Genomic DNA, 18,734 nt, shown 5'->3' on the forward strand with positions numbered 1-18,734 from the left:
GGCCGTCCGGCCTCCGCTACATTCTGGAGGCTTCCGGCTCGCCGCAATGCGCCAGAATGACGGCGCGCGTTGCGTCGCGCAGGTGGATGGCGGCATCGAAGTCGCTCCCCTCCGGCGCGATCGGCGTACCGATGGTCACGGTGATCCGCCCCCGACGCGGGAACCATTGGCTACCGCGCAGGATCGAGCGCGAGCCGTGGATCGCGATCGGAACCACGGGCACCGACGTCCGGGCGGCGATGGTGAAAGCGCCGAGCCGGAAAGGCAACAGGCCGGGCGCGCGATCAAAGGTGCCCTCCGGGAACATCACCACGCGCTTGCCGGCAGCGACGGCCTCGAACACGGCGCGCTCTCCTTCGACGCCGGCTGCCGGGTCATCGCGTTGGACGAATACCGCGTCGAGCGCCCGCAGGAATGGCCCAGCCACGCGCTGACGTGCGAGCTCCTGCTTCGCCACGAAAGTTAGCCCGCCGGGCAAAACTGCGGACAGCACGAGACCGTCGAGATAGCTCGCATGGTTCGAGACCAGGATGGCATGCCTCGGCATCTCGGGCGGTCGGTGCACCGCGACAGGTATGCGGAGCAGCGCGAATCCCGCCTGGGACAGACGATGCAGGGCCGCCCAGCGCGCACCTAGGCTCGGCAGAACGAGAACTAGCGGCCAGGCAATGGCGCCGAGCAGCCCGACGACCGACCACCAGTAGCCCGCATAGGCGTACTCCATCAGCGTCCGACGCAATGCCCGCAGATGCGGCAGAACACCCGCAAGCGCCAGCGAGGCAAGCTGCAACCAGGGCGGGGCGGGCCGTTTGGAGAAGCCATTCTGCTCGTAGAGCTGTCGGGCGGACGCGCGCCGTATCTTTCCACTCGATGTCTTCGGCACCGCGTGCGGCGGCACCAGCACGATCTCTTCCGGTGGCGCCTGCAGCAGTTCAGCCGTGGTCTCGCCGATGCTTTGCCGCAGCGTTTCGAGCCGTCCGGCGCCGGTTTCGCGCGTCTCGGCGACGATGACCAGACGCTCGGTGCCGGACCTCGGGTCGGCAGCGCCGAACACGGCGACGCAGCCACGGCGGATGCCCGGGACCAACCCGATCGCCTCCTCCACCTCCTGCGGATAGATATGCCGGCCGGCGCGGATGATGATGTCCTTCGACCGGCCGGTGATATAGACGTCGCCGGCCGCGATGTAGGCGAGATCGCCGCTGTTCAGCCACGGCCCGTCGAACAGTTCGCGGTTCTTCTCGGCATTGCGGAAGTATCCGGACGTAGCGGAAGGACCGCGGAACTGCAGCCGACCCTCCTCCCGTTCGCCGAGCTCACCGGTCGGGCCGATGACACGGATCTGATGGCCGGGTAGGGCCCGGCCGCAGGCCACCAGTTCCAGCGCGTCAGCGGCATTTTCTGCTGCCGGCGCGGCCTTGCCGACACGGCTGAGCGCGCCGCGGTCAATGCGGTCGATGACCGGGCGGCGCCCCAATGGCGGAAAGGCCAGTCCGACGGCATTTTCGGCCAGGCCGTAGACCGGCGCCATCGATCCCGGCCGGAAGCCAAAGCGCGTGAACCGTTCGGTGAAGCGGCGAATGGTCTCGGGACTGACCGGCTCCGCGCCATTCGCCACCATACGCAGCGAGCCGAGATCGAGGCCCTCGACCGCCGCATCCTCGATCTTGCGGTGACAGAGCTCGAAGGCAAAGTTCGGCGCGGCCGTGAGGGTGCCTCGGTGCCGATGGATGGCCCACAGCCATCGTTCGGGACGGACCAGGAAGCGCAGCGGGGACATTACGACCAGCGGGACGCCGTAGACGAGCGTGCCGAGCCAGGCACCGATCAGCCCCATGTCATGGTAGAGCGGCAACCAGCTGACGAAGACGTCGCTGCCGGTCGGGCGGATCACGGCGGCCATCGCGCGGATATTGGCCAGCAGGTTGGCATGGGTCAGCACCACGCCCTTCGGGTCCCCGGTGCTGCCGGAGGTGTATTGCAGCAGGGCGACGTCCGCGGCGGCGACTTGGGGCAGCGAACCGTCGGCCTGCGAGAGCCGCTCCACGGTCTCGACATCGCGCAGATCCGGCACCTGCGCCCGCAGAAGGCGCGCCAGTGGCCGGGTCGCGCCATCGGCGACGAGGAGGACGGCACCGGCATTGCGAAGGATGCCGGCCTGGCGCTGCATATGCTCGCGGATCTGGTCGAGGCGCGCCGGCGGATAGATCGGCGTCGGCACGGCGCCGGCGTAGAGGGCGCCGAAGAAGGCGACGAAGAAATCGGCGCCCGTCGGCAGCATGATCGCGATCCGGTCGCCCGGCGCCACGCCGGCCTGCCGCAGCCCCAGGGCGACGGCGCGTGCCCGCTCCCAAAGCCCACGATAGGTGAGTGCGGCACCCTCCTCATCGGTCTCGATCAGGATGTGGCGGCGGTCGCCGTGTCGCGCGACATGCCAGTCCAGCGCGTCGGTGAGCGTTTCGATCGTTTCCGGAGCCGGTTCCAGAACGCCTGCAATGGTTTCCCGCGGACGCGCGCGGACGATTGGCTTGACCGCTTGCCTTGCTGCCGGCACGGCTTCCAGGATATCGCGCAAGCTCCCTGCCTCGCCGAGCAGGCGCTCGGGCAAGCTGATCGCAAGCTGCCGCTCGATCCGCAGCAGCAACTCGGCTCGGGACAGGCTGTCGAAGCCCCAATCCCGATCGAGCGAAGCCGCGAGATCGGCCCGGCGTGGCTGCCGGCTGGGATCGAGCTCGTAGGCGAGCCCGCTGGCAATCTCGATCAGGAGCGCCGAGGCGTCCTGTTCGGTCAGCCGACCTTCCATATCGTGGTCGGATTCGCGTGGCGATCTCGACTTCGCGGACTCCATTCCAACCCTGTGCAAGCTTGATCGGGACTCCAGCTTCTGAACTGGCCGAACTTTGCGCGCTTTAAAGCACCGAACGGCGCGCCTCCGCCGCTGGTTCCGCTGCGTGCCCGGCGCACAAAATCACGATCTTCCCGGATGGTCCTTGCGGGACGGCGTGGTGCGCTTCGCTTGCGTCGGAATGGCCCCGGCTTCCGGGGACCGGGTAATTCTTACTTCGTCGCCGACCTTCAGCGCCGCGAAATCTCCGTTGCCGAGGCTCTCGCGGCGAAACATCACTTCCTCGCCGTCCGGTGTCTCGATGAAGCCGTAGCCGTCCTCCACGAACAGCTCGACGATCCTTCCATGCACGGGAAGGTCATGCGGCTTTACGTCGCCGCGCACTTGACGGGCATGATCTTCGAGCGCGCGCGTGGCGGCGTTGAACGCGTCGCGCATGGCAACGTGGATGTCTTCATGCGCATGGTCCTTCGGCCCGCTCCGGCCGACCACGATTTCCTTGCCGGGCACCGAGAGATCGATGCCGAAGCTGTACAGCGTTCCCTTGTGCCCGTGGCGGTTCCTGGCCTCGACGACCACGCGGCAACCGATGATGCGGGGAAAGAACCGCTCGAGCCTCGCAACATGCAGCTCGATGGCGGACTTGATGAAATCGGACGGTTCGACGTCCTTGAAGCTGACCTGAACCGGAATCTGCATGACGGTCCTCATCCTTTGATGCATGCAAGGAGCGAATGCTGCGCGCCGCGGCGGGCATGGCCGGCGCGGAAGATGCTCCGAGCGTGCCGTGATTGCTGGAATGGCAAAGGCCATCCGCATCCCTCCGATCGAGGGCGGATCAGAGAACGTCTATCAGTAGAAAACATTGGGGCAGATCAAAGACGCCACCGATCCTGGGCCGCTAGCGTGTCGCCTGGATTTCGCCCGGCCAGGCAGCGGAGGACGTCGTGACGTCACAGATGAGCGAACTGAAATCCCTCCTATCGGGCCTGCTGCTCAGCCAGCAGGTGATGATCGAGATGCTGGTGCGCAACGACGCCATTGGCTACCACCAGGCGCGCGCTGCGCTGGACGACGCACTTGGCGCCCTGCGTAAGCCGCCGGCGGCGCTCCGCCCGCTGGAGCGGGCACTGGCGCTGCTCGACGATCTGCACCGCCCGCTCGGCTCCGGTGAGCGGCCACATGCCGCCGACTGGAAAGCCGAACTCACGCGCATTCAGGGCGACTGAGCCCGGTCGACCAGCACGTCCGCATCCGCCGCCAACTGCCGAAGCGCGTCCGACACTTCGACCGGGTGGGGAAGCGAGCCATCCGGCCGCTCAAGAGCGCGCAGCCTTACCGGCAAGCTGCGCAGTGCATCCGCCGCCCGTTGCCGGATGGCGGCGAGCGGCTCGGGCGGCGCAATCCGCCGGCCCGCTCGCATGACCGGCTGCACCAGTGCGGTACCCGGCGCTGTTTCGTCTTCGATGGTCAGGAAATCGGCGGCCAGGCTTCCGTCTGCCTCGAGGCGGCGGAACACCTGCTTGCGGCCAGGCCAGGTCGCCTTTCCCGTTGAACGCTTGCGGCGCGGACGCCCTGCATACTCCTGCAGCTTGTAGGCGCAATCGAGATACGGCGCATCGGCCGAGGTAGTCAGATGCGTGCCGATGCCATAGCCGTCGATCGGCGCACCGGCGGACGCGGCTTTCGCCATCAGGTACTCGTCGACGCTGGAACTGGCGAAGATCCGGATCTCGTTTAGTCCGGCGTCGTCGAACAGCCTGCGCACTTCGCGCGCCAGCTGGATCAAATCGCCGCTGTCGAGCCGCACTCCGGAAATTCGAATGCCCTCTTGCGCGAGAGCCGGCGCCAGCCGCGCGACCTCGGCCGCGGCCGCCAATGTGTCAAAGGTGTCGATCAGCAGGATCACGTTACCCGGCCAAGCGCGGGCGAATTCAACGAAGGCTTGCCGCTCGCTCGTATGCGCCAGGACATACGAATGCGCCATGGTGCCGAATGACGGCACGCCGAACCGGCGCTCGGCAGCAACCGTCGCAGTGCCGGCAAATCCGGCAATATACGCGGCCCGCGCCGCTAGGAGCCCAGCCTCGGCGCCATGCGCCCGGCGCAGCCCGAAATCGATCAGCGTCGCACCCGGCGCCTGCAGCACCATGCGCGCCGCCTTGGAAGCGATCAGCGTTTGGTAGTGTAGCAGGTTGAGCACCCGACTTTCGATCAGCTGCGCCACCGGCAGCGGCGCTGTCACTCGCAGGATCGGCTCATCGGGAAAGAAGGCAGTGCCCTCCGGCATGGCATGTACGTCGCCGGTGAAGCGCAGCCCGGCCAGCCAATCGACAAAGGCCGGATCGAACCGCCCGGTGCCCTTCAGCCAATCCAGCTCCGCCGGTGCGAAGCGAAGCGCCTCCAGCCAGTCCATCACCTGTTCCAGCCCGGCAGCGATCAGAAAGCTGCGGCAGCGCGGCAGCTTCCGAACGAAGAACTCGAACACGGCTGTCTCCTGCATCCCCTCGCGCCAATAGGCCTGCAGCATGGTGAGCTGGTAGTGATCGGTGAGCAGCGGGTCGGGATCGATCGCCATGACAGTCATGCCAGCGCGGACGGCGTTGGCCGGCAAGGAGCGTGATCAGCCCGGTACATGCGGCGGACCGGCTCGGAACAGGGCATCGATCGAGGCGCGATCGAGTTCCGGCAGTGGCTTGTCGGCGCCAGGCTCGTGACTGAAGCGGATGGTCCAGGCGGAAAAGCCGGAGAGGAAGAATCGCGCCTCCGCGCCCGCCAAGGCATCGCCGTCCTCCGGGCCTAGCCCCACGACCTGCGGGTACCAGAGACCACCCTTGATAATGCGGCGCGGCTCGCTCCAGCCCGCGGGGTCCGCGGAATCCAGATTGAACGAGACGTGAATGCCGGCCGTGCGCCAGTCCCTCTGCGCGATCTGCGTGTGATTGAGCAGCATGACGTAGAGGCCGAGATCGCGGTTGAAGTGCACGGCCGGCCCCCAGAATCCATCCGGATCCGGATGGCGCCAACCGCGCCGCATCGGCCACAGCGGCCGGACCGCGCCAGCGGCGGCCGGTTGCCAAGCCTCTCCGTCCCAAAGCTGCAGCCGATCGCGAGGTATGTCCCGGTCTGCCATGGGGTAGCGGGCAACGCAGATGCCCTGGCGGCTCTCGTCGGCAACATAGTTGGAGAAGTAGAGATAGAACCAGTTGCCTGCGCGATCCGGTACAGCACTGAAGTCGCCGCAGCCGCCGACCATGAAACCGTTGTCGAAGCTGCAATCCATCTCGGGTTCGCCGGGCCGCAGCAGCACGCCGAGATGCCGCCAGGTCATGCCGTCGTCGTCGGAAACCAATGCGCCGATATGCGGCATGAATAACCGCCTCGGGCAGGGTGCCACTTCCTCAGCGTGGTACCAGCCGTAGAGCCGGCCGGAGCCCTCACGCCAGACCGATTCGATCCACTTGCCGACCGCGGGGTCAGGGTCGTCGACCAGCCGGACCGCCTGACGCGGCCCGAGCGAGCCGAGTCCTGCCATACCGAGGCGGCGGTAGGTATGGCCGATCGGCTGGTAGTCGGAAACGAAAGCAAGCAGGCGAGAGCCCGCCCGGACTACCGGCGTGTTCGAATCCGCCCGGTCGAGGCCCCCGCCATGCAACGTGAGGGGGCCGGCCGGGGCCAGCTCGACCTTTGGCAACCCTGTCGCGGATGTCGTCACCTGCATGGGCGAATTTGACTCCTGTATCGGGGGCAATCCCTTGATCCGCATCAAGTTGCGCGCGCAGGCGGCGGCTTAGCTTGCTCAGGTCATGAACCGCGCCATGCCACCCTCGCTGCCGGCCGTGCCGCGTCGCGGCTTCGTCTGGGGTGTGTCGACTTCGAGCTACCAGATCGAAGGTGCGGTCGAGGAAGACGGTCGCGGCCCCAGCATCTGGGACACCCATTGCCGCATCCCCGGCCGGGTCGCGAACGGCGATACCGGCGATATCGCCTGCGACCACTACCACCGCTATGCCGAGGACATCGCCCTGATGCGCGAGCTCGGCGTCGGCGGCTATCGCTTCTCGGTAGCTTGGCCGCGCGTGCTGCCGCAGGGCCGCGGCAAGCCGAACGAGGCCGGCCTCGCCTTCTATGACCGGCTGATTGACGCGCTGCTCGGTGCCGGGATCGAGCCTTGGCTCTGTCTCTACCACTGGGACCTGCCGCAGGCACTGGAGGATCAGGGCGGCTGGACCTGTCGTGACAGCGCGATCTGGTTCGCCGACTACGCCGCGCTGATCGGACGTCGCTATGGCGACCGGGTGAAGCGCTTCGCCACCTTCAACGAGCCTGCGGTATCGACCCTGTTCGGCTACGGCTTCGGCTGGAATGCGCCCGGGCTTCGCGACCTCGATGCGCTGCTGCGCACCACGCACCACATCAATCTCGCGCATGGCGCCGCCGTGGATGCATTGCGGGCAGCCGTGTCTGGCGCGTCCATCGGCGCCATCCACAATCGCCAGCCATGCCGGCCGGAGAGCGGTTCGCGCGCCGATCGGGAAGCAACTGCGCTGCTCGACGCCTATTGGAACCGCGCCTTCCCCGATGCGCAGATCCTTGGCTGCTACCCCGACCCCATGGCCGAGCGGATGGCGCCGTACCTGCAGAGTAGCGATCTCGCCCGGGTCCAACGCCCGATCGATTGGTTCGGCCTCAATCACTACGGCCCGATCTACGCCAAGGCCGATCCCTCGGCGGTCCTCGGATTCGCCTGGGGCAGCGCCCCGAACGGCACGCTGCGCAGCGAGATCGGCTGGCATATCGAGCCGGCCGCTTTCGAGCGAGAGCTGCTGGCGGTGCAACAAGCCTATGGCCTACCGATCTATGTGATGGAGAACGGATACGGCGCCCGCGAAGCCTTGGACGCATCCGGGCGCATTCCGGACCGGAAGCGCATCGACTACCTCGCCGCCTATATCGGCGCGCTGCAGCAGGCGGTCGCCAAGGGCGCCGATGTGCGCGGCTATTTCATCTGGTCGCTGCTCGACAATTTCGAGTGGGGCAACGGCTATAATGATCGGTTCGGACTCGTTTATGTCGACTATCCCACCCAGCGGCGCATTCGGAAGGACTCCTTCCACTGGTACGCCGAGTTCATTCGCGCGCAGGCGAGGCGGCCGCAGTCGAGCGCAGAGCCGTGACGAGCGCGACCTCCAATGGAGTGCCTTCAGGCTATTTCCGGCACTTCGTCGCGCTGGCCGCGCCGTTCTGGCGCGATGCGCGCGAACTGGTACTGACCGCAATTCTGGCGATGCTGACCGCCACAATGGTGGCGATTGCCATCTGGCTGAACCTCTGGAACGCCGCCCTGTTCGACGCTCTGGAAAGCAAGTCGATGGATCGCTTCCTGGTCCAAGTCGGCGTGTTCGCCATCATCGTCGTCGTCAACACGCTGACGGTGACCCTACATCTGCATCTGAAGCGGCGCCTCCAGGTCGGCTGGCGGCAATGGCTGACGCAGCGGCTGATCGGCGAATGGATGGATCATGGGCGGCATTATCAGATCGGACTGATGCCCGGCGATCACAGCAACCCGGACGGCCGCATCGCGGAGGATATCCGCATCGCCACGGAGACGGCGATCGAGCTTGGTCATTCGATCCTGTACAGCCTGCTTCTATTGCTGAGCTTCGTCGGCATTCTGTGGTCGCTGTCGGGCGTGGTCTGGTTGCCAATCGGCGATTCCGGCGTCGATCTGCCCGGCCACATGGTCTGGCTGGCATTGGCCTATTCGGCCATTGGCGGCGTGCTTGCGTTTTCGCTGGGTCGGCCATTGGTCAAGGCGACCGATCTACGGCAGACGGTGGAAGCCGATTTCCGCTTCGGCCTGGTGCAGGCGCGCGAGAGCTCGGAAGCGATTGCCCTGCTTGCCGCCGAAGCGGCCGAGCGACATCGGCTGACCGATCTCTTCGCTGCGATCCGCTCGATCTGGGACCAGCAGACCGAGAGCCTGTGGCGGCTGATGGCGTTCTCATCGACCTTCAACACGCTGTGGGCGATGCTGCCGATCCTGGTCTCGACGCCACGCTACCTAGCCGGCGCCATCAGCCTGGGCGGCCTGATGCAGACGGCCCAGGCATTTCAGCAGGTGACGGCGGCGCTGTCCTGGCCAGTCGACAACTTCCCGAAAGTCGCTGAGTGGCGCGCCTCCGTAGAGCGCATACTTGCGCTGCACAACGTGGCCGAGACAGCGCGCCATGACGTTGAGCACGGCAACGCCCATACCATTCATGTGGAACGCGGGAACCGGCCGGTGCTGGCCTTCCGCGAGCTTGGCATCGCCAATCCGGACGGCGCGGCGCTGTTCACCGGCATCACCGCGGAAATCGCCGCCGGCGACCGGGTTCTGATCGCCGGCGACCCGAAGCTGACGCACACACTGTTCAAGGTTGTGGCCCAGGTCTGGCCCTGGGGCTGCGGAACGGTGCAGTTGCCGGATACGACTCCGACATTCTTCATGCCCGAGCGGCCCTACCTGCCGGCGGGCAGCCTGCGTCAGGCGCTCGCCTATCCAGAACCGATCAGCGCCTTTGATGACGCCGCTTTCACCGACGCGCTGCAACGCGTGGGCTTCGGCCATCTGGCGCCCCGCCTGAACGACAGCGAGCAATGGGATCGAACGCTCGGCGCGGCGGAGCTGCAGCGGCTCGGATTCGCGAGGCTTCTGCTGCGTCGCCCCAGCTGGATCTATCTGCAGGAAGCCACGTCGGCGCTCGATGACCGGGCCGAAGCGGATCTGATCTCAGTGCTTGAGCAGGAATTTCCTGCCGCGACGGTGATCGCTATCGGGCATGGCCGTGCGCTTGAAAAATTCCACCGGCGCAAGCTGACACTCGAGCCCGCCGGCGGCGATGCGATCTTCGTGCGGGTGACCCATGCGGGCCAACCGCAAAGGCCGCGTGGCGCCAGGCGCATCCCCCGTCGGATTGCCCGATGGGTCGGGCGCGCCGAGGCGTCTTGAGCGCGCACACGGCGCACCGGCGTTGACCACGATCAGGGTGCCCGGTCGGCCACAGGTCACTTTCATCATTGGAAGAGACTGCGCAACGCCGAGATCGCCGGCGCCCTCGAGATGGCCAATCTCCTGCAGATCGAGCAGGCCAACCCGTTTCACGTCAGGGCCTGTCGCAATGCTACGGCACGATACGGATAGGTGTAGGCGGCGGGTCGCGCCCTACAAAAATCCGCAGAAATCATGACCTGACGGGACCAGGCGGCACGGGGCGTGACGAGCGACCGCGGATTTGAAGACCGGGCGCCCCACCGGAAGCATTTCCCTTCCAGGGCCGACTATAGCGGGAACCTCCGCCCGCGGTCATCGTTGGCCCCGGAGGACCCCAAGTTCGTGGAGGCAGAGATATGAAGGCGACACCGTTCCTCCTCGCGCTGGCCCTCGTTGCCGGCGCACCGGCGGTCAGCGCGGCGCCGCTCGACGTGCAGTCATTCGCCGGCGGCCGCTACGTGACCGGCGGCGTCGGCGATGACGAACAGGCCCAGCTGCGGGAGCTGCAGCGTGACTTCAACCTGCGTCTGGTGACGGCGCAGCGGGAAGGCGACTACATCGCCAATGCCGATGTGACGATTCTGCGCGGCGACCAGACGGTGCTGGAGGCCACGATGCGGGGCCCGGTGCTGCTCGCGAAGCTCGAGCCCGGCACCTACCGCCTGCACGCCGTGGTCGACGGCCGGCCGCAGGAGCGCACCGTCGAGGTCAGGTCCGGCATACTGCAGAACGTCCTCATGCACTGGGACATCGAGGGCAGCTGATGCCGCTCAGCGCGCCAGGATGGTGAGGCGCTTCCAGACCTCCGCCGTGGCGAAACTGTGCGCGGCGGGGTCCCAGCGCATCAGCCGGCCGTCGGTCGAGAGGCGGAAATACAGGCTCTCGAAGGCGGTGCGCTGCGGGTCCAGCAGGCCGGTCATGATCGGCCCCGTCGCGGCCCCGCGCTTCGCCGCCACCTCGGCGCTGATCCGCTCCAGGAACGGCGCGGCCAGCACGAAGGCCGGCACCGCCTCGTACTCGGTGAAGAGCGCCACGTCGCGCCGGCCGTGATACTCGGCGAGGTGGACGCTGAGGCCGAGGGTCAGACCGCTCGCCGTCTCCAGCACGGCGCGCAGCCGCCGGCCGGCCTCGATCGCGGCCTTGAGCGGGCCCTCGTCGGCGCCCGGCTGCCAGATCGGGTCGCCCGCCTCGACGGTGAGGAAGCGGTGCGCGGCATAGGCGGCGAGGTCGTAGACGCGGGCGAGCCCGTCCAGGTGCGAGGCATTGGCGACCAGGCCGTAGCGCGTCGAATAGCCGTAGGCGCAGGGAATGCCGCGGCCGCCGAGCGGCGAGATCGGCCCGTGCAGACTGCGGCTGAAGGCCCAGACGTTGTCGCCCTGGCCGAGCAGCACCGGGAGCTCCAGCACCTCGACCTCGGGCTGGTTGGCATAGGTGGAGCGGTCGCAGTGCAGCACGGCGCGGATGACGGCGCCGCGGATCAGGGCATCGGCGGTGATCAGATGATCTGAAGCAGTATCGGACATGACGAACGACCGAGGGTCGCGCCATCGGCCGCCGCTGTCACGTGAAAAGATGTTTACGCCTGTGGCGCGGGTTCGGAAGGCGGCGGCCCGAAATGGCCGACCTTGGCCGGCACCACGCGACGCTCGTCGCCGACGCGGGCGGTGATGCCGGCGCGGTCGAAGAATTCCAGCACCTGGATCGCCACCTTGCGGCCGGTGCCAAGGCGGTCGCGGAAGCCGGCGGCGGTGACGGTCGCCTCGCCGCCTGCGCTCAGCTCGGCGACGAGATGTGCCATCTCGGCCGCGCTGGCGCGCAGGAAGAAGTGGTCGGGCGCGATCTGCACCACGCGGCCGAGCTTGGCAGCGCGGCGCAGCATCTGCCGCACCGCGTTCTCTTCCGCGGGCAGCCGCTCGGCCAGGTCGCGCACGCGCGGCGGCTGGAAGCGCTCAGTGGCGAGCAGCGGCTGGACGCGCTCCCACAGCTTCTCCTCGGCCGGGAGCAGGCGGACGGCGTGGCCCGGCAGGCGCAGGAAGCCGCCCTCCTGCGCGATCCGCTTCTGCCGCTGCAGCTCGACCAGGGCCGCGTGGAAGACCGGCTTCGGCCAGCGCCGCGCCAGCGCCAGGCGCAGGCGGTGCTCGTCGAGGCCGGCGCTTTCGGGCTTCTCGGCGTGATGCGTGGCCAGCGCCGCGGCGACCGTGTCGGCGAGGCCGGCCCAGGCCGCCGGGTCGAAGCCGTAGCCTGCCACCTTCACCTCCGGCGGCGGCGCCTCGGGCGGCAGGTTGCGGATGCGCTCGAACCAGGCGAGGTCGACCACGCCGCCCTGCGCCTGCAGCGCCGCCCGGTAGGCCGTTTCGTCATCCGGCTCGCTCAAGGCGGCGAGCAGTGCGAGGCGCTCGGGCCGCCTCCGCCCGCGATTCGGCGGCACCGGATCCAGCACGCGGCCGCCGCCGATGGTGCGCGTGGCGGAGATGTCGCGCAGGATCAGCTTGTCCTGGCCGAGCGCCGCGACGGCCTCGTCCAGCACCAGTTGCGCGAGGCCGCTCTGGCCCGGCTCCAGCGCCGGCGCTTCGAGCAGCGCCACCCGCGCCGTCACATGCGCGGCGCCGATATGCAGATGCACCGGCGTCCAGTGGCGGAGCGTCTTGGGCTCGCTCTTCAGCAGGCGGAGCTCGACATCCAGCCGGTCGGTCGGGCCGTGCAGCGAGGGCTCGATCAGCCAGTCGCCGCGCTTCACCTGCTCGCGGGCGATGCCGGCGAGGTTGACGGCGCAGCGCTGGCCGACATGGCCCTCCTCCGCCGCCGCGCCCTGCGCATGCAGGCCGCGCACCCGTGCCTCGAGCCGGCCTGGTGCGACGTAGAGACGGTCGCCCGGCCTGACGCTGCCCGCCATCACCGTGCCGGTCACCACCGTGCCGGCGCCGGCGATGGAGAAGGCGCGGTCGATGGCGAGGCGGAAGCGCCGTGTCGCGGCGCGCACCGCCGCGTCGGACGAGAGCTCCGCCAGGTAAGCCCAGAGATCGTCGACGCCCTCGCCCGTCGCCGCCGAGACCGGCAGCACCAGCGCGTCCTTCAGCGTGGTCTCGGCGATCAGCGCCTTGACCTCGGCCTCGACCGCACGGCGCCGCGCCGGCGGCACCAGATCGATCTTGCTGATCGCCACCACGCCGTCGCGGATGCCGAGCAGGTCGAGAATTTGCAGGTGCTCGCGGGTCTGCGGCATCGGTCCGTCATCGGCGGCCACCACCAGCAACGCGAAGTCGACGCCGCCGGCACCGGCCAGCATGTTGTGCACCAGCCGCTCGTGCCCCGGCACGTCGACGAAGCCGATCGGCTCGCCCGACGGCCCCGGCCGGTAGGCATAGCCGAGGTCGATGGTGATGCCGCGCGCCTTCTCCTCCGGCAGGCGGTCGGTATCGACGCCGGTCAGCGCCCTGACCAGGGTGGTCTTGCCGTGATCGATATGCCCGGCCGTACCTACTATCATTCCTTCGGCTGCCCCGCGCGGCGTTTTCGGCTCCCTGCCGGCAATCTAGCGGGAAACCGGCCGGGCGTCGGCAGGTTAGGCCGGAAGGCCGCGCACCTCAGGGCTGGCGCCGGAATTCGCCGCGCGCGGCGTCATGCGCCGCCTGGTCGTGCTGCCGGCTGCTGTAGAACACCGCCGCCATCAGGCCGACGCCGACGGCATAGCTCGCCACGATGCCGATGATAAGGGCAAAGGCACCGCCGCCGCCCAGCCCTTCGAAGGCATCGAGCGCCCAGGCGCCGAGAATGGTAATCGCGGCGATCGCCACGGTGCCGAGCACGATCCGGGAGAACGAGATATTCATACTGCACCACCCGAGCAAGAACTGGTGCGGGGCGGCATCGGCGGCAAGGCGCAGGACGACCTGCGGCAATTCGCGCGCGGGGTCGAAGCGGCTACGATCCTGCAGCAATCAGGGAGGATGCGGATGGCGAGGATCGAAGCCGTCGAGGCCGGCCTCTACCGGATACCGCTCGAAGCCGCGCTGTCGGATTCCACGCATGGCGTGATGACGGCCTTCGAGCTGGTCACCGTCCGGCTGCGCGATGCCGACGGTGCCGCGGGCGTCGGCTACACCTACACCACGGGGCGCAATGGCCGGGCGATCTACGCCACCCTGACCGAGGAGATCGGCGGGATCGTGCCGGGCATGGATGCCGACCGCATCGAAGCGATCTGGACCAAGGTCTGGTGGGCTCTGCATTACGGCGGGCGCGGCGGCGCCGCCACTTTCGCGCAATCTGCGCTCGACATCGCGCTGCACGACCTGAAAGCGAAGCGCGCCCATCTGCCGCTGTGGAAGCTGCTCGGCGGCAACGACCCGGCGGTGCCCTGCTATGCCGGCGGCATCGATCTGGACCTCGATGTCGCGGCGCTGCTGAAGCAGACCGACGGGAACCTGCAGAAGGGCTTCCGTGCCATCAAGATGAAGGTCGGGCGCGAGCGCATGAGCGAGGACGTCGCCAAGGTCGCGGCGATGCGCCAGCATCTCGGCGACGGCTTCCCGCTGATGGTCGACGCCAACATGAAGTGGACGACCGACGAGGCGATCCGCCGCGCCCGCGCGTTCGCGCCCTATGACCTGGTCTGGCTCGAGGAGCCGACGATCCCGGACGACGTCGCCGGCCATGCGCGCATCGCCCGCGAAGGCGGCATCCCGATCGCCACCGGCGAGAATTTCCGGACGCTGTGGGAGTTCAAGCAGATGATCGCCGTCGGCGGCGTTTCCTTTCCCGAGCCGGACGTGACGAATTGCGGCGGCGTCACCGTCTTCATGAAGGTGGCGCATCTGGCCGAGGCGCATAACCTGCCGGTGACCTCGCACGGCGCGCACGACGTGACGGTGCATCTGCTCGCAGCCTGTCCCAATCGCAGCTATCTGGAGGCGCATGGCTTCGGTCTCGACCGCTACATTGCCGCGCCGCTCGCCATCGCCGACGGCCGGGCAACCGCCGGCGATGCGCCGGGCCACGGCATCGAGTTCGACTGGAAAGGCCTCGAGCAGCTGCGGAGCTGACGCGCGGGGGCTACCCGTCGTGGCTCAGCCGCACCGCCATGCGGGCGCGGACCAGGACCCAGAACGAGGCCATGCCGCAATCGATTTCGCGCTCGAGCATGTCGGGCGGAAGGACGCGCCCGGCATGCGCCTCGAAAGCCTCGCGCCAGTGGCTCTCGGAGCGGAGGCAGCCCGGCCCCATGCCGCTGTCGCCACAGAAGCCGAGATAGACCAGTGCCACCGGCGTGCCGAGGCGGGCGAGCTTCCAGGCGAAGGCGATGCGGTTGGAGAGCTGGTAGTGATGGTCGCGCGAGATCTTGACGCCCGCCGCCGCGCCGCCGAGTCCGGCTTGCGCCTCCTTGATCGCCGCGCCGATCGACTGATGGTTCTCCTGCCGACGCGGCGCGTCTTTCGGCGGCGCCTCCTTGCCGGCCTCGGAGAGCTCGTTCACATGCGCCTTGGCTTCGACCAGCACCAGGCCCTCGCGGCCGTCCGGCCATACCGCCGTGGCGGCGAGGTCCCAGTTCGGCTCGTTGCCGCGCGGATCGCCGCTGCCGAGCCACCAAGCGCGCAGCGCGCTCTGGCGCAGCTCGCTGACGAAGCCGTCGTCGACCATCAGCCTGGCCTCGCGCCGGCCCTGCTCGGTCGAGGAATGGGGCATCCATTTGGCGGAGGGCAAAAGCTTGGCGCCGGTCGGCGCGATCAGGGTGTTGAGGCTGTCGCGGAACGGGCCGGCCAGTCCTTCGACCCAATCCAGCATGTGCATGCGACTGCCGGCGTCCGCATTGCGGTCGCGGGCGCGCTTTTCCAGCGCGGCGGCCATTCCACCCTCCGATAGCGTTCCGCCGCTATTCTGCGCGCGGCGCGTCTAACGGGAGGTGAATGGCGGCAGAGCCGATTGCCTAACCGGCGTTAACCAGCCCCGCGCGATTCACCGCGAAGGACGCCAAGAGCGCGAAGGGACGCAAAGGCATTGTTTGATTTCTCCTTGGCGCGCCTTGGCGTCCTTCGCGCACTTGGCGGTGAATCGGTCTACTAGGCGACGGCCTGCGGCGGGGCCGGGAAGACGCTGTCGGCGTCGAAGCTGTAGAGCTTGACCTGGCCGGGCGGAAACTCGCCTTCGTACTTCTTCAGGCGCTCGCGCAGCCGCGCGTTGCGATACTCGATCCGCGCCGGATCGGCCTGGTGCACGAATTCCTCCATCTCGCGGCTATAGGCCTGCACCCAGTTGGCACGCTCGATCCGGCGTGCCGCGAAAGCGGCGAGCGCGGCCGGCGGATCCGCCGGATTCTCGGCCAGCGAGCCCGCCAGCACCCAGGCATCCTCGATCGACTGCGCGGCGCCCTGCGCGTGGAAGGGCAGCATCGGGTGCGCAGCGTCGCCCAGGATGGCGACGCGCCCGCCGGTCCAGGCATGCAGCGGATCGCGGTCATAGAGACCCATGCGAAACAGGCCGTCCGAGGGCGTCGCTTCGATCATGCCGCGCACGATCGGATGCCAGTCGCCCCACAGGTCCAGCGCATCGGCGACGATGCCCTTGGCGGACCAACTTTCGATTTCGCCTTCCTTGGCGCGGGTGATGCCGATCCAGTTGAGCAACCGTCCGGCCGAGACGTAGTAGCGCACCAGGCTGCGGTTCGGGCCCATCCACACCTCGGCCACCTTGTCGAGGCCGAGATGCGCGACCCGCTCGGCCGGCACGAGAGCGCGCCAGGCCACATTGCCGGCAAAGCGCGGACGATCGGCACCGAACAGCGCCTGGCGCACCGTGGAGTGGATGCCGTCGGCGCCGATCAGCACGTCGGCCTTGATCGTCCCACCCGGTTCGACCTTGAGTCGGACGCGGTCGGCTTCCTCGCTGAACCCGACCAGCCTGCAGCCGAGACGAACGGAAGACGCATCCAGCTTCTCCAGGAGCGCCGCCAGGAGGTCGGCCCGGTGGGCGTGGAAATAGCTGTCGCCGAAGGCGGCCTCGGCCTTCGGCCCGAGCGCGGTGTGGAGCAGCACTTCACCGGTCTTCCAGTCGCGGAAGATATGCGCCGAGGGCCGCACCGAGACGCGCGTCAGCGCATCGCCGAGGCCGAGGCGGCGCAGCAGGCGCACGCAATTGGCCGAGAGCTGAATGCCGGCGCCGACGGCGCGGATCGCCGGCGCCTGCTCGATCAGCGTCACCTGGTCGAAACCGAGCCGCTTCAATGCCAATGCCGCGGTGATGCCGCCGATCCCGGCCCCGACGATGACGATGCGCATGGGGCTTCCTCCAGTGCTCTCTTTGCGGCTCAGCATAGACCACTGGATGGGGGACTGGGTCGCGTGTTCTGCAGGTGGCGATGCCGTGCCGAACTCACTAGCATCCGGCGACCTGTCCTGCGTTCACGAGACCATTTCCCCATGTCTGGTTTTATCGAGACCTTCCGCGGCGTCGTCGCGCCCTGGGAGTGCGACGAGTTCGGCCATATGAACGTGCAGTTCTACAACGCGCGCATGTCGGACGGCTTCTGGCAGCTCCTGATCGCCATGGGGCTCGGGCCCAAGGTCCGCCGCGAGAAGAAGCTCGGCGTCGTCGCGCTGGACGGTCAGACGACCTATGCCCGCGAAGTGCGGGCAGGAGAGCTGATTCGGGTCGAAAGCGGCATCCTGCGGGTCGGCGAGAAGAGCATCCAGCTTGCGCATCGCCTGCTGGCCGGCGCGCCGGGCCAGGTCGCCATGACCTCGCATGTCAAGAGCGTCTGCTTCGACCTGGAGGCGCGGCGCTCGGCGCCGTTCCCGCCCGAAGTGCGGGAGCGGATTACCGGGCTGATCGTTCCGACGGAGCCAGGCAGCAGGGAGACCGGCGAATGACCGGCTGGGTGGACGGCTATCGCGGCGCGGTCAATGCCTGGGAATGCGATCAGTTCGGGCACATGAACGTGCAGTTCTATCTCGGCAAGTCGATCGATGCGCTGGCCTGGCTCGGCGCCGCGCTCGGCCTCGGGCCCGAGGCGGCGCGGGCACGGCAGGTGGCGCTGGTGCCGGTCGCCGATCGCATCCTGTTCCGGCGCGAGCTGCGCGCCGGCGACGGCTTCCATATCCGGACGGCGGTACGCGCCGCGCGGAGCGATGCGCTGGATCTTGCGACCGAGGTGCTGAACACCGAGACCGGCGAGCTTGCCGCGCAGCTCGAGCGCGAGGCGAAGCTCTACGATCTCGCTGCGCGGCGTTTCGTGCCGCTGACAAAGGAGATGAGTGCGGCGGCGGCGCCGATGGCGAACCTGCCGGCCCTGCCGCCGGCAACGCCCGAGGCGCCGACCCACGAGGCAGCCGGCCTGATCGACACCAGCCGCGGCACCTTCAACCAGTGGGAGCTCGACGCCTCCGGGCACGCGCATCTGCGCTTCCGCATGAACGCCTATACCTCGGCCATGCCGCATCTGATGGCGAGGATCGGGTTCACGACAGAGGCGCGCGAGGAACGGGACTGGGGCTTCGCGGCGCTCGACTACAAGCTGGCGCATGCGAGGCCGATCAAGGTGGGCGAGCCCTACGAGATGCGCTCCGGCCTCTACGAGCTGAAGGACAAGACCATGCGCATGGTGCACCACATGGTGCAGGCGATGACCGGCGAGCCGCTGGGGCGGCTGGAATTCGTCGTGGCGATGTTCGATCTCGCCGCACGGCGCACCATGCCGATCCCGCCGGAGATGCGCGCCAGGGCCGAGGCGCTGAAGATCGGCTAGAGCGGGATGAGATTGGCTTGAATCGGCAGGGGATTCCCAAGGGGCTCGAATAGTGATTCAAGATGCGGGCTGGGGATGGAGGCCAGCCAGCATGGGACGTCCCTATTCGATGG

Annotated in this window: 16 protein-coding genes; 7 read left to right on the forward strand and 9 right to left on the reverse strand. The window is 68.1% G+C overall.

Annotated features, from left to right (window positions below; translation table 11 throughout):
* Positions 1 to 16 precede the first annotated feature (16 nt).
* Both DT074_RS23410 and DT074_RS23415 read right to left on the reverse strand, forming a co-directional pair.
* A complete protein-coding gene (locus DT074_RS23410) occupies positions 17 to 2,803 on the reverse strand; it encodes an AMP-binding protein (RefSeq protein WP_119422286.1) in 2,787 nt (928 codons plus the stop codon).
* Positions 2,804 to 2,968: 165 nt separating this feature from the next.
* On the reverse strand, positions 2,969 to 3,658 hold the full coding sequence (locus DT074_RS23415) for an HPF/RaiA family ribosome-associated protein (RefSeq protein WP_368744871.1): 690 nt from the start codon (positions 3,656 to 3,658) through the stop codon (positions 2,969 to 2,971).
* Between the two features lie 146 nt (positions 3,659 to 3,804).
* On the opposite strand from DT074_RS23415, the gene DT074_RS23420 reads away from it, so the two are divergent.
* Positions 3,805 to 4,074: a hypothetical protein gene (locus DT074_RS23420; protein ID WP_162915141.1), complete on the forward strand. Its 270-nt coding sequence runs from the start codon at positions 3,805 to 3,807 to the stop codon at positions 4,072 to 4,074.
* Here the strand turns inward: DT074_RS23420 and DT074_RS23425 are convergent.
* Together DT074_RS23425 and DT074_RS23430 are read right to left on the reverse strand one after the other, a co-directional pair.
* Positions 4,062 to 5,423, reverse strand: coding sequence for a nicotinate phosphoribosyltransferase (locus DT074_RS23425; RefSeq protein WP_119422289.1), 1,362 nt, complete (start codon positions 5,421 to 5,423; stop codon positions 4,062 to 4,064). The two genes, DT074_RS23420 and DT074_RS23425, sit on opposite strands and share 13 nt — an antisense overlap.
* A gap of 45 nt (positions 5,424 to 5,468) precedes the next feature.
* Positions 5,469 to 6,566, reverse strand: a complete 1,098-nt coding sequence (locus DT074_RS23430) for a hypothetical protein (RefSeq protein WP_162915142.1) — start codon at positions 6,564 to 6,566, stop codon at positions 5,469 to 5,471.
* A gap of 97 nt (positions 6,567 to 6,663) precedes the next feature.
* Here DT074_RS23430 and DT074_RS23435 point away from each other — a divergent pair, with 97 nt between their 5' ends.
* The 3 genes from DT074_RS23435 (at position 6,664) to DT074_RS23445 (ending at position 10,648) form a co-directional block, all read left to right on the forward strand.
* Positions 6,664 to 8,022 carry a GH1 family beta-glucosidase gene (locus tag DT074_RS23435; RefSeq protein ID WP_368744872.1) on the forward strand — a complete coding sequence of 453 codons (1,359 nt, stop codon included), beginning with the start codon at positions 6,664 to 6,666 and terminating at the stop codon, positions 8,020 to 8,022.
* On the forward strand, positions 8,019 to 9,842 hold the full coding sequence (locus tag DT074_RS23440) for an ABC transporter ATP-binding protein/permease (RefSeq protein ID WP_162915143.1): 1,824 nt from the start codon (positions 8,019 to 8,021) through the stop codon (positions 9,840 to 9,842). The genes DT074_RS23435 and DT074_RS23440 overlap by 4 nt, the downstream gene beginning before the upstream one ends.
* Positions 9,843 to 10,240: 398 nt before the next feature.
* On the forward strand, positions 10,241 to 10,648 hold the full coding sequence (locus tag DT074_RS23445) for a carboxypeptidase regulatory-like domain-containing protein (RefSeq protein WP_119422293.1): 408 nt from the start codon (positions 10,241 to 10,243) through the stop codon (positions 10,646 to 10,648).
* A gap of 6 nt (positions 10,649 to 10,654) precedes the next feature.
* On the opposite strand, the gene DT074_RS23450 is transcribed toward DT074_RS23445, so the two are convergent.
* The 3 genes from DT074_RS23450 to DT074_RS23460 form a co-directional block, all read right to left on the reverse strand.
* On the reverse strand, positions 10,655 to 11,407 hold the full coding sequence (locus DT074_RS23450) for a hypothetical protein (protein ID WP_119422294.1): 753 nt from the start codon (positions 11,405 to 11,407) through the stop codon (positions 10,655 to 10,657).
* Positions 11,408 to 11,460: 53 nt separating this feature from the next.
* Positions 11,461 to 13,371, reverse strand: coding sequence for a selenocysteine-specific translation elongation factor (selB, locus tag DT074_RS23455; protein ID WP_119422295.1), 1,911 nt, complete (start codon positions 13,369 to 13,371; stop codon positions 11,461 to 11,463).
* Positions 13,372 to 13,468: 97 nt separating this feature from the next.
* The gene (locus tag DT074_RS23460; RefSeq protein WP_368744873.1) at positions 13,469 to 13,714 is read right to left on the reverse strand and encodes a hypothetical protein; all 246 of its coding nucleotides are present in this window, start codon (positions 13,712 to 13,714) and stop codon (positions 13,469 to 13,471) included.
* A gap of 123 nt (positions 13,715 to 13,837) precedes the next feature.
* Here DT074_RS23460 and DT074_RS23465 point away from each other — a divergent pair, with 123 nt between their 5' ends.
* Positions 13,838 to 14,926: a mandelate racemase/muconate lactonizing enzyme family protein gene (locus tag DT074_RS23465; RefSeq protein WP_119422304.1), complete on the forward strand. Its 1,089-nt coding sequence runs from the start codon at positions 13,838 to 13,840 to the stop codon at positions 14,924 to 14,926.
* A gap of 10 nt (positions 14,927 to 14,936) precedes the next feature.
* Here the strand turns inward: DT074_RS23465 and DT074_RS23470 are convergent, their stop codons facing one another.
* Positions 14,937 to 15,728: a hypothetical protein gene (locus tag DT074_RS23470; protein WP_119422296.1), complete on the reverse strand. Its 792-nt coding sequence runs from the start codon at positions 15,726 to 15,728 to the stop codon at positions 14,937 to 14,939.
* Positions 15,729 to 15,940: 212 nt separating this feature from the next.
* The gene (locus DT074_RS23475) at positions 15,941 to 17,155 is read right to left on the reverse strand and encodes an FAD-dependent monooxygenase (protein ID WP_162915144.1); all 1,215 of its coding nucleotides are present in this window, start codon (positions 17,153 to 17,155) and stop codon (positions 15,941 to 15,943) included.
* A 141-nt stretch (positions 17,156 to 17,296) separates the two neighbouring features.
* Between DT074_RS23475 and DT074_RS23480 the strand changes: the two genes are divergently transcribed.
* Both DT074_RS23480 and DT074_RS23485 read left to right on the forward strand, forming a co-directional pair.
* Entirely contained in the window at positions 17,297 to 17,746 is a 450-nt protein-coding gene (locus DT074_RS23480; protein WP_119422298.1) for an acyl-CoA thioesterase, read from the forward strand.
* Positions 17,743 to 18,621, forward strand: a complete 879-nt coding sequence (locus tag DT074_RS23485; RefSeq protein WP_119422299.1) for a thioesterase family protein — start codon at positions 17,743 to 17,745, stop codon at positions 18,619 to 18,621. The genes DT074_RS23480 and DT074_RS23485 overlap by 4 nt, the downstream gene beginning before the upstream one ends.
* The last annotated feature ends 113 nt before the right edge of the window (positions 18,622 to 18,734 follow it).

This window comes from Desertibaculum subflavum, assembly GCA_003576705.1.
Taxonomy (GTDB): domain Bacteria; phylum Pseudomonadota; class Alphaproteobacteria; order Ferrovibrionales; family Ferrovibrionaceae; genus Desertibaculum; species Desertibaculum subflavum.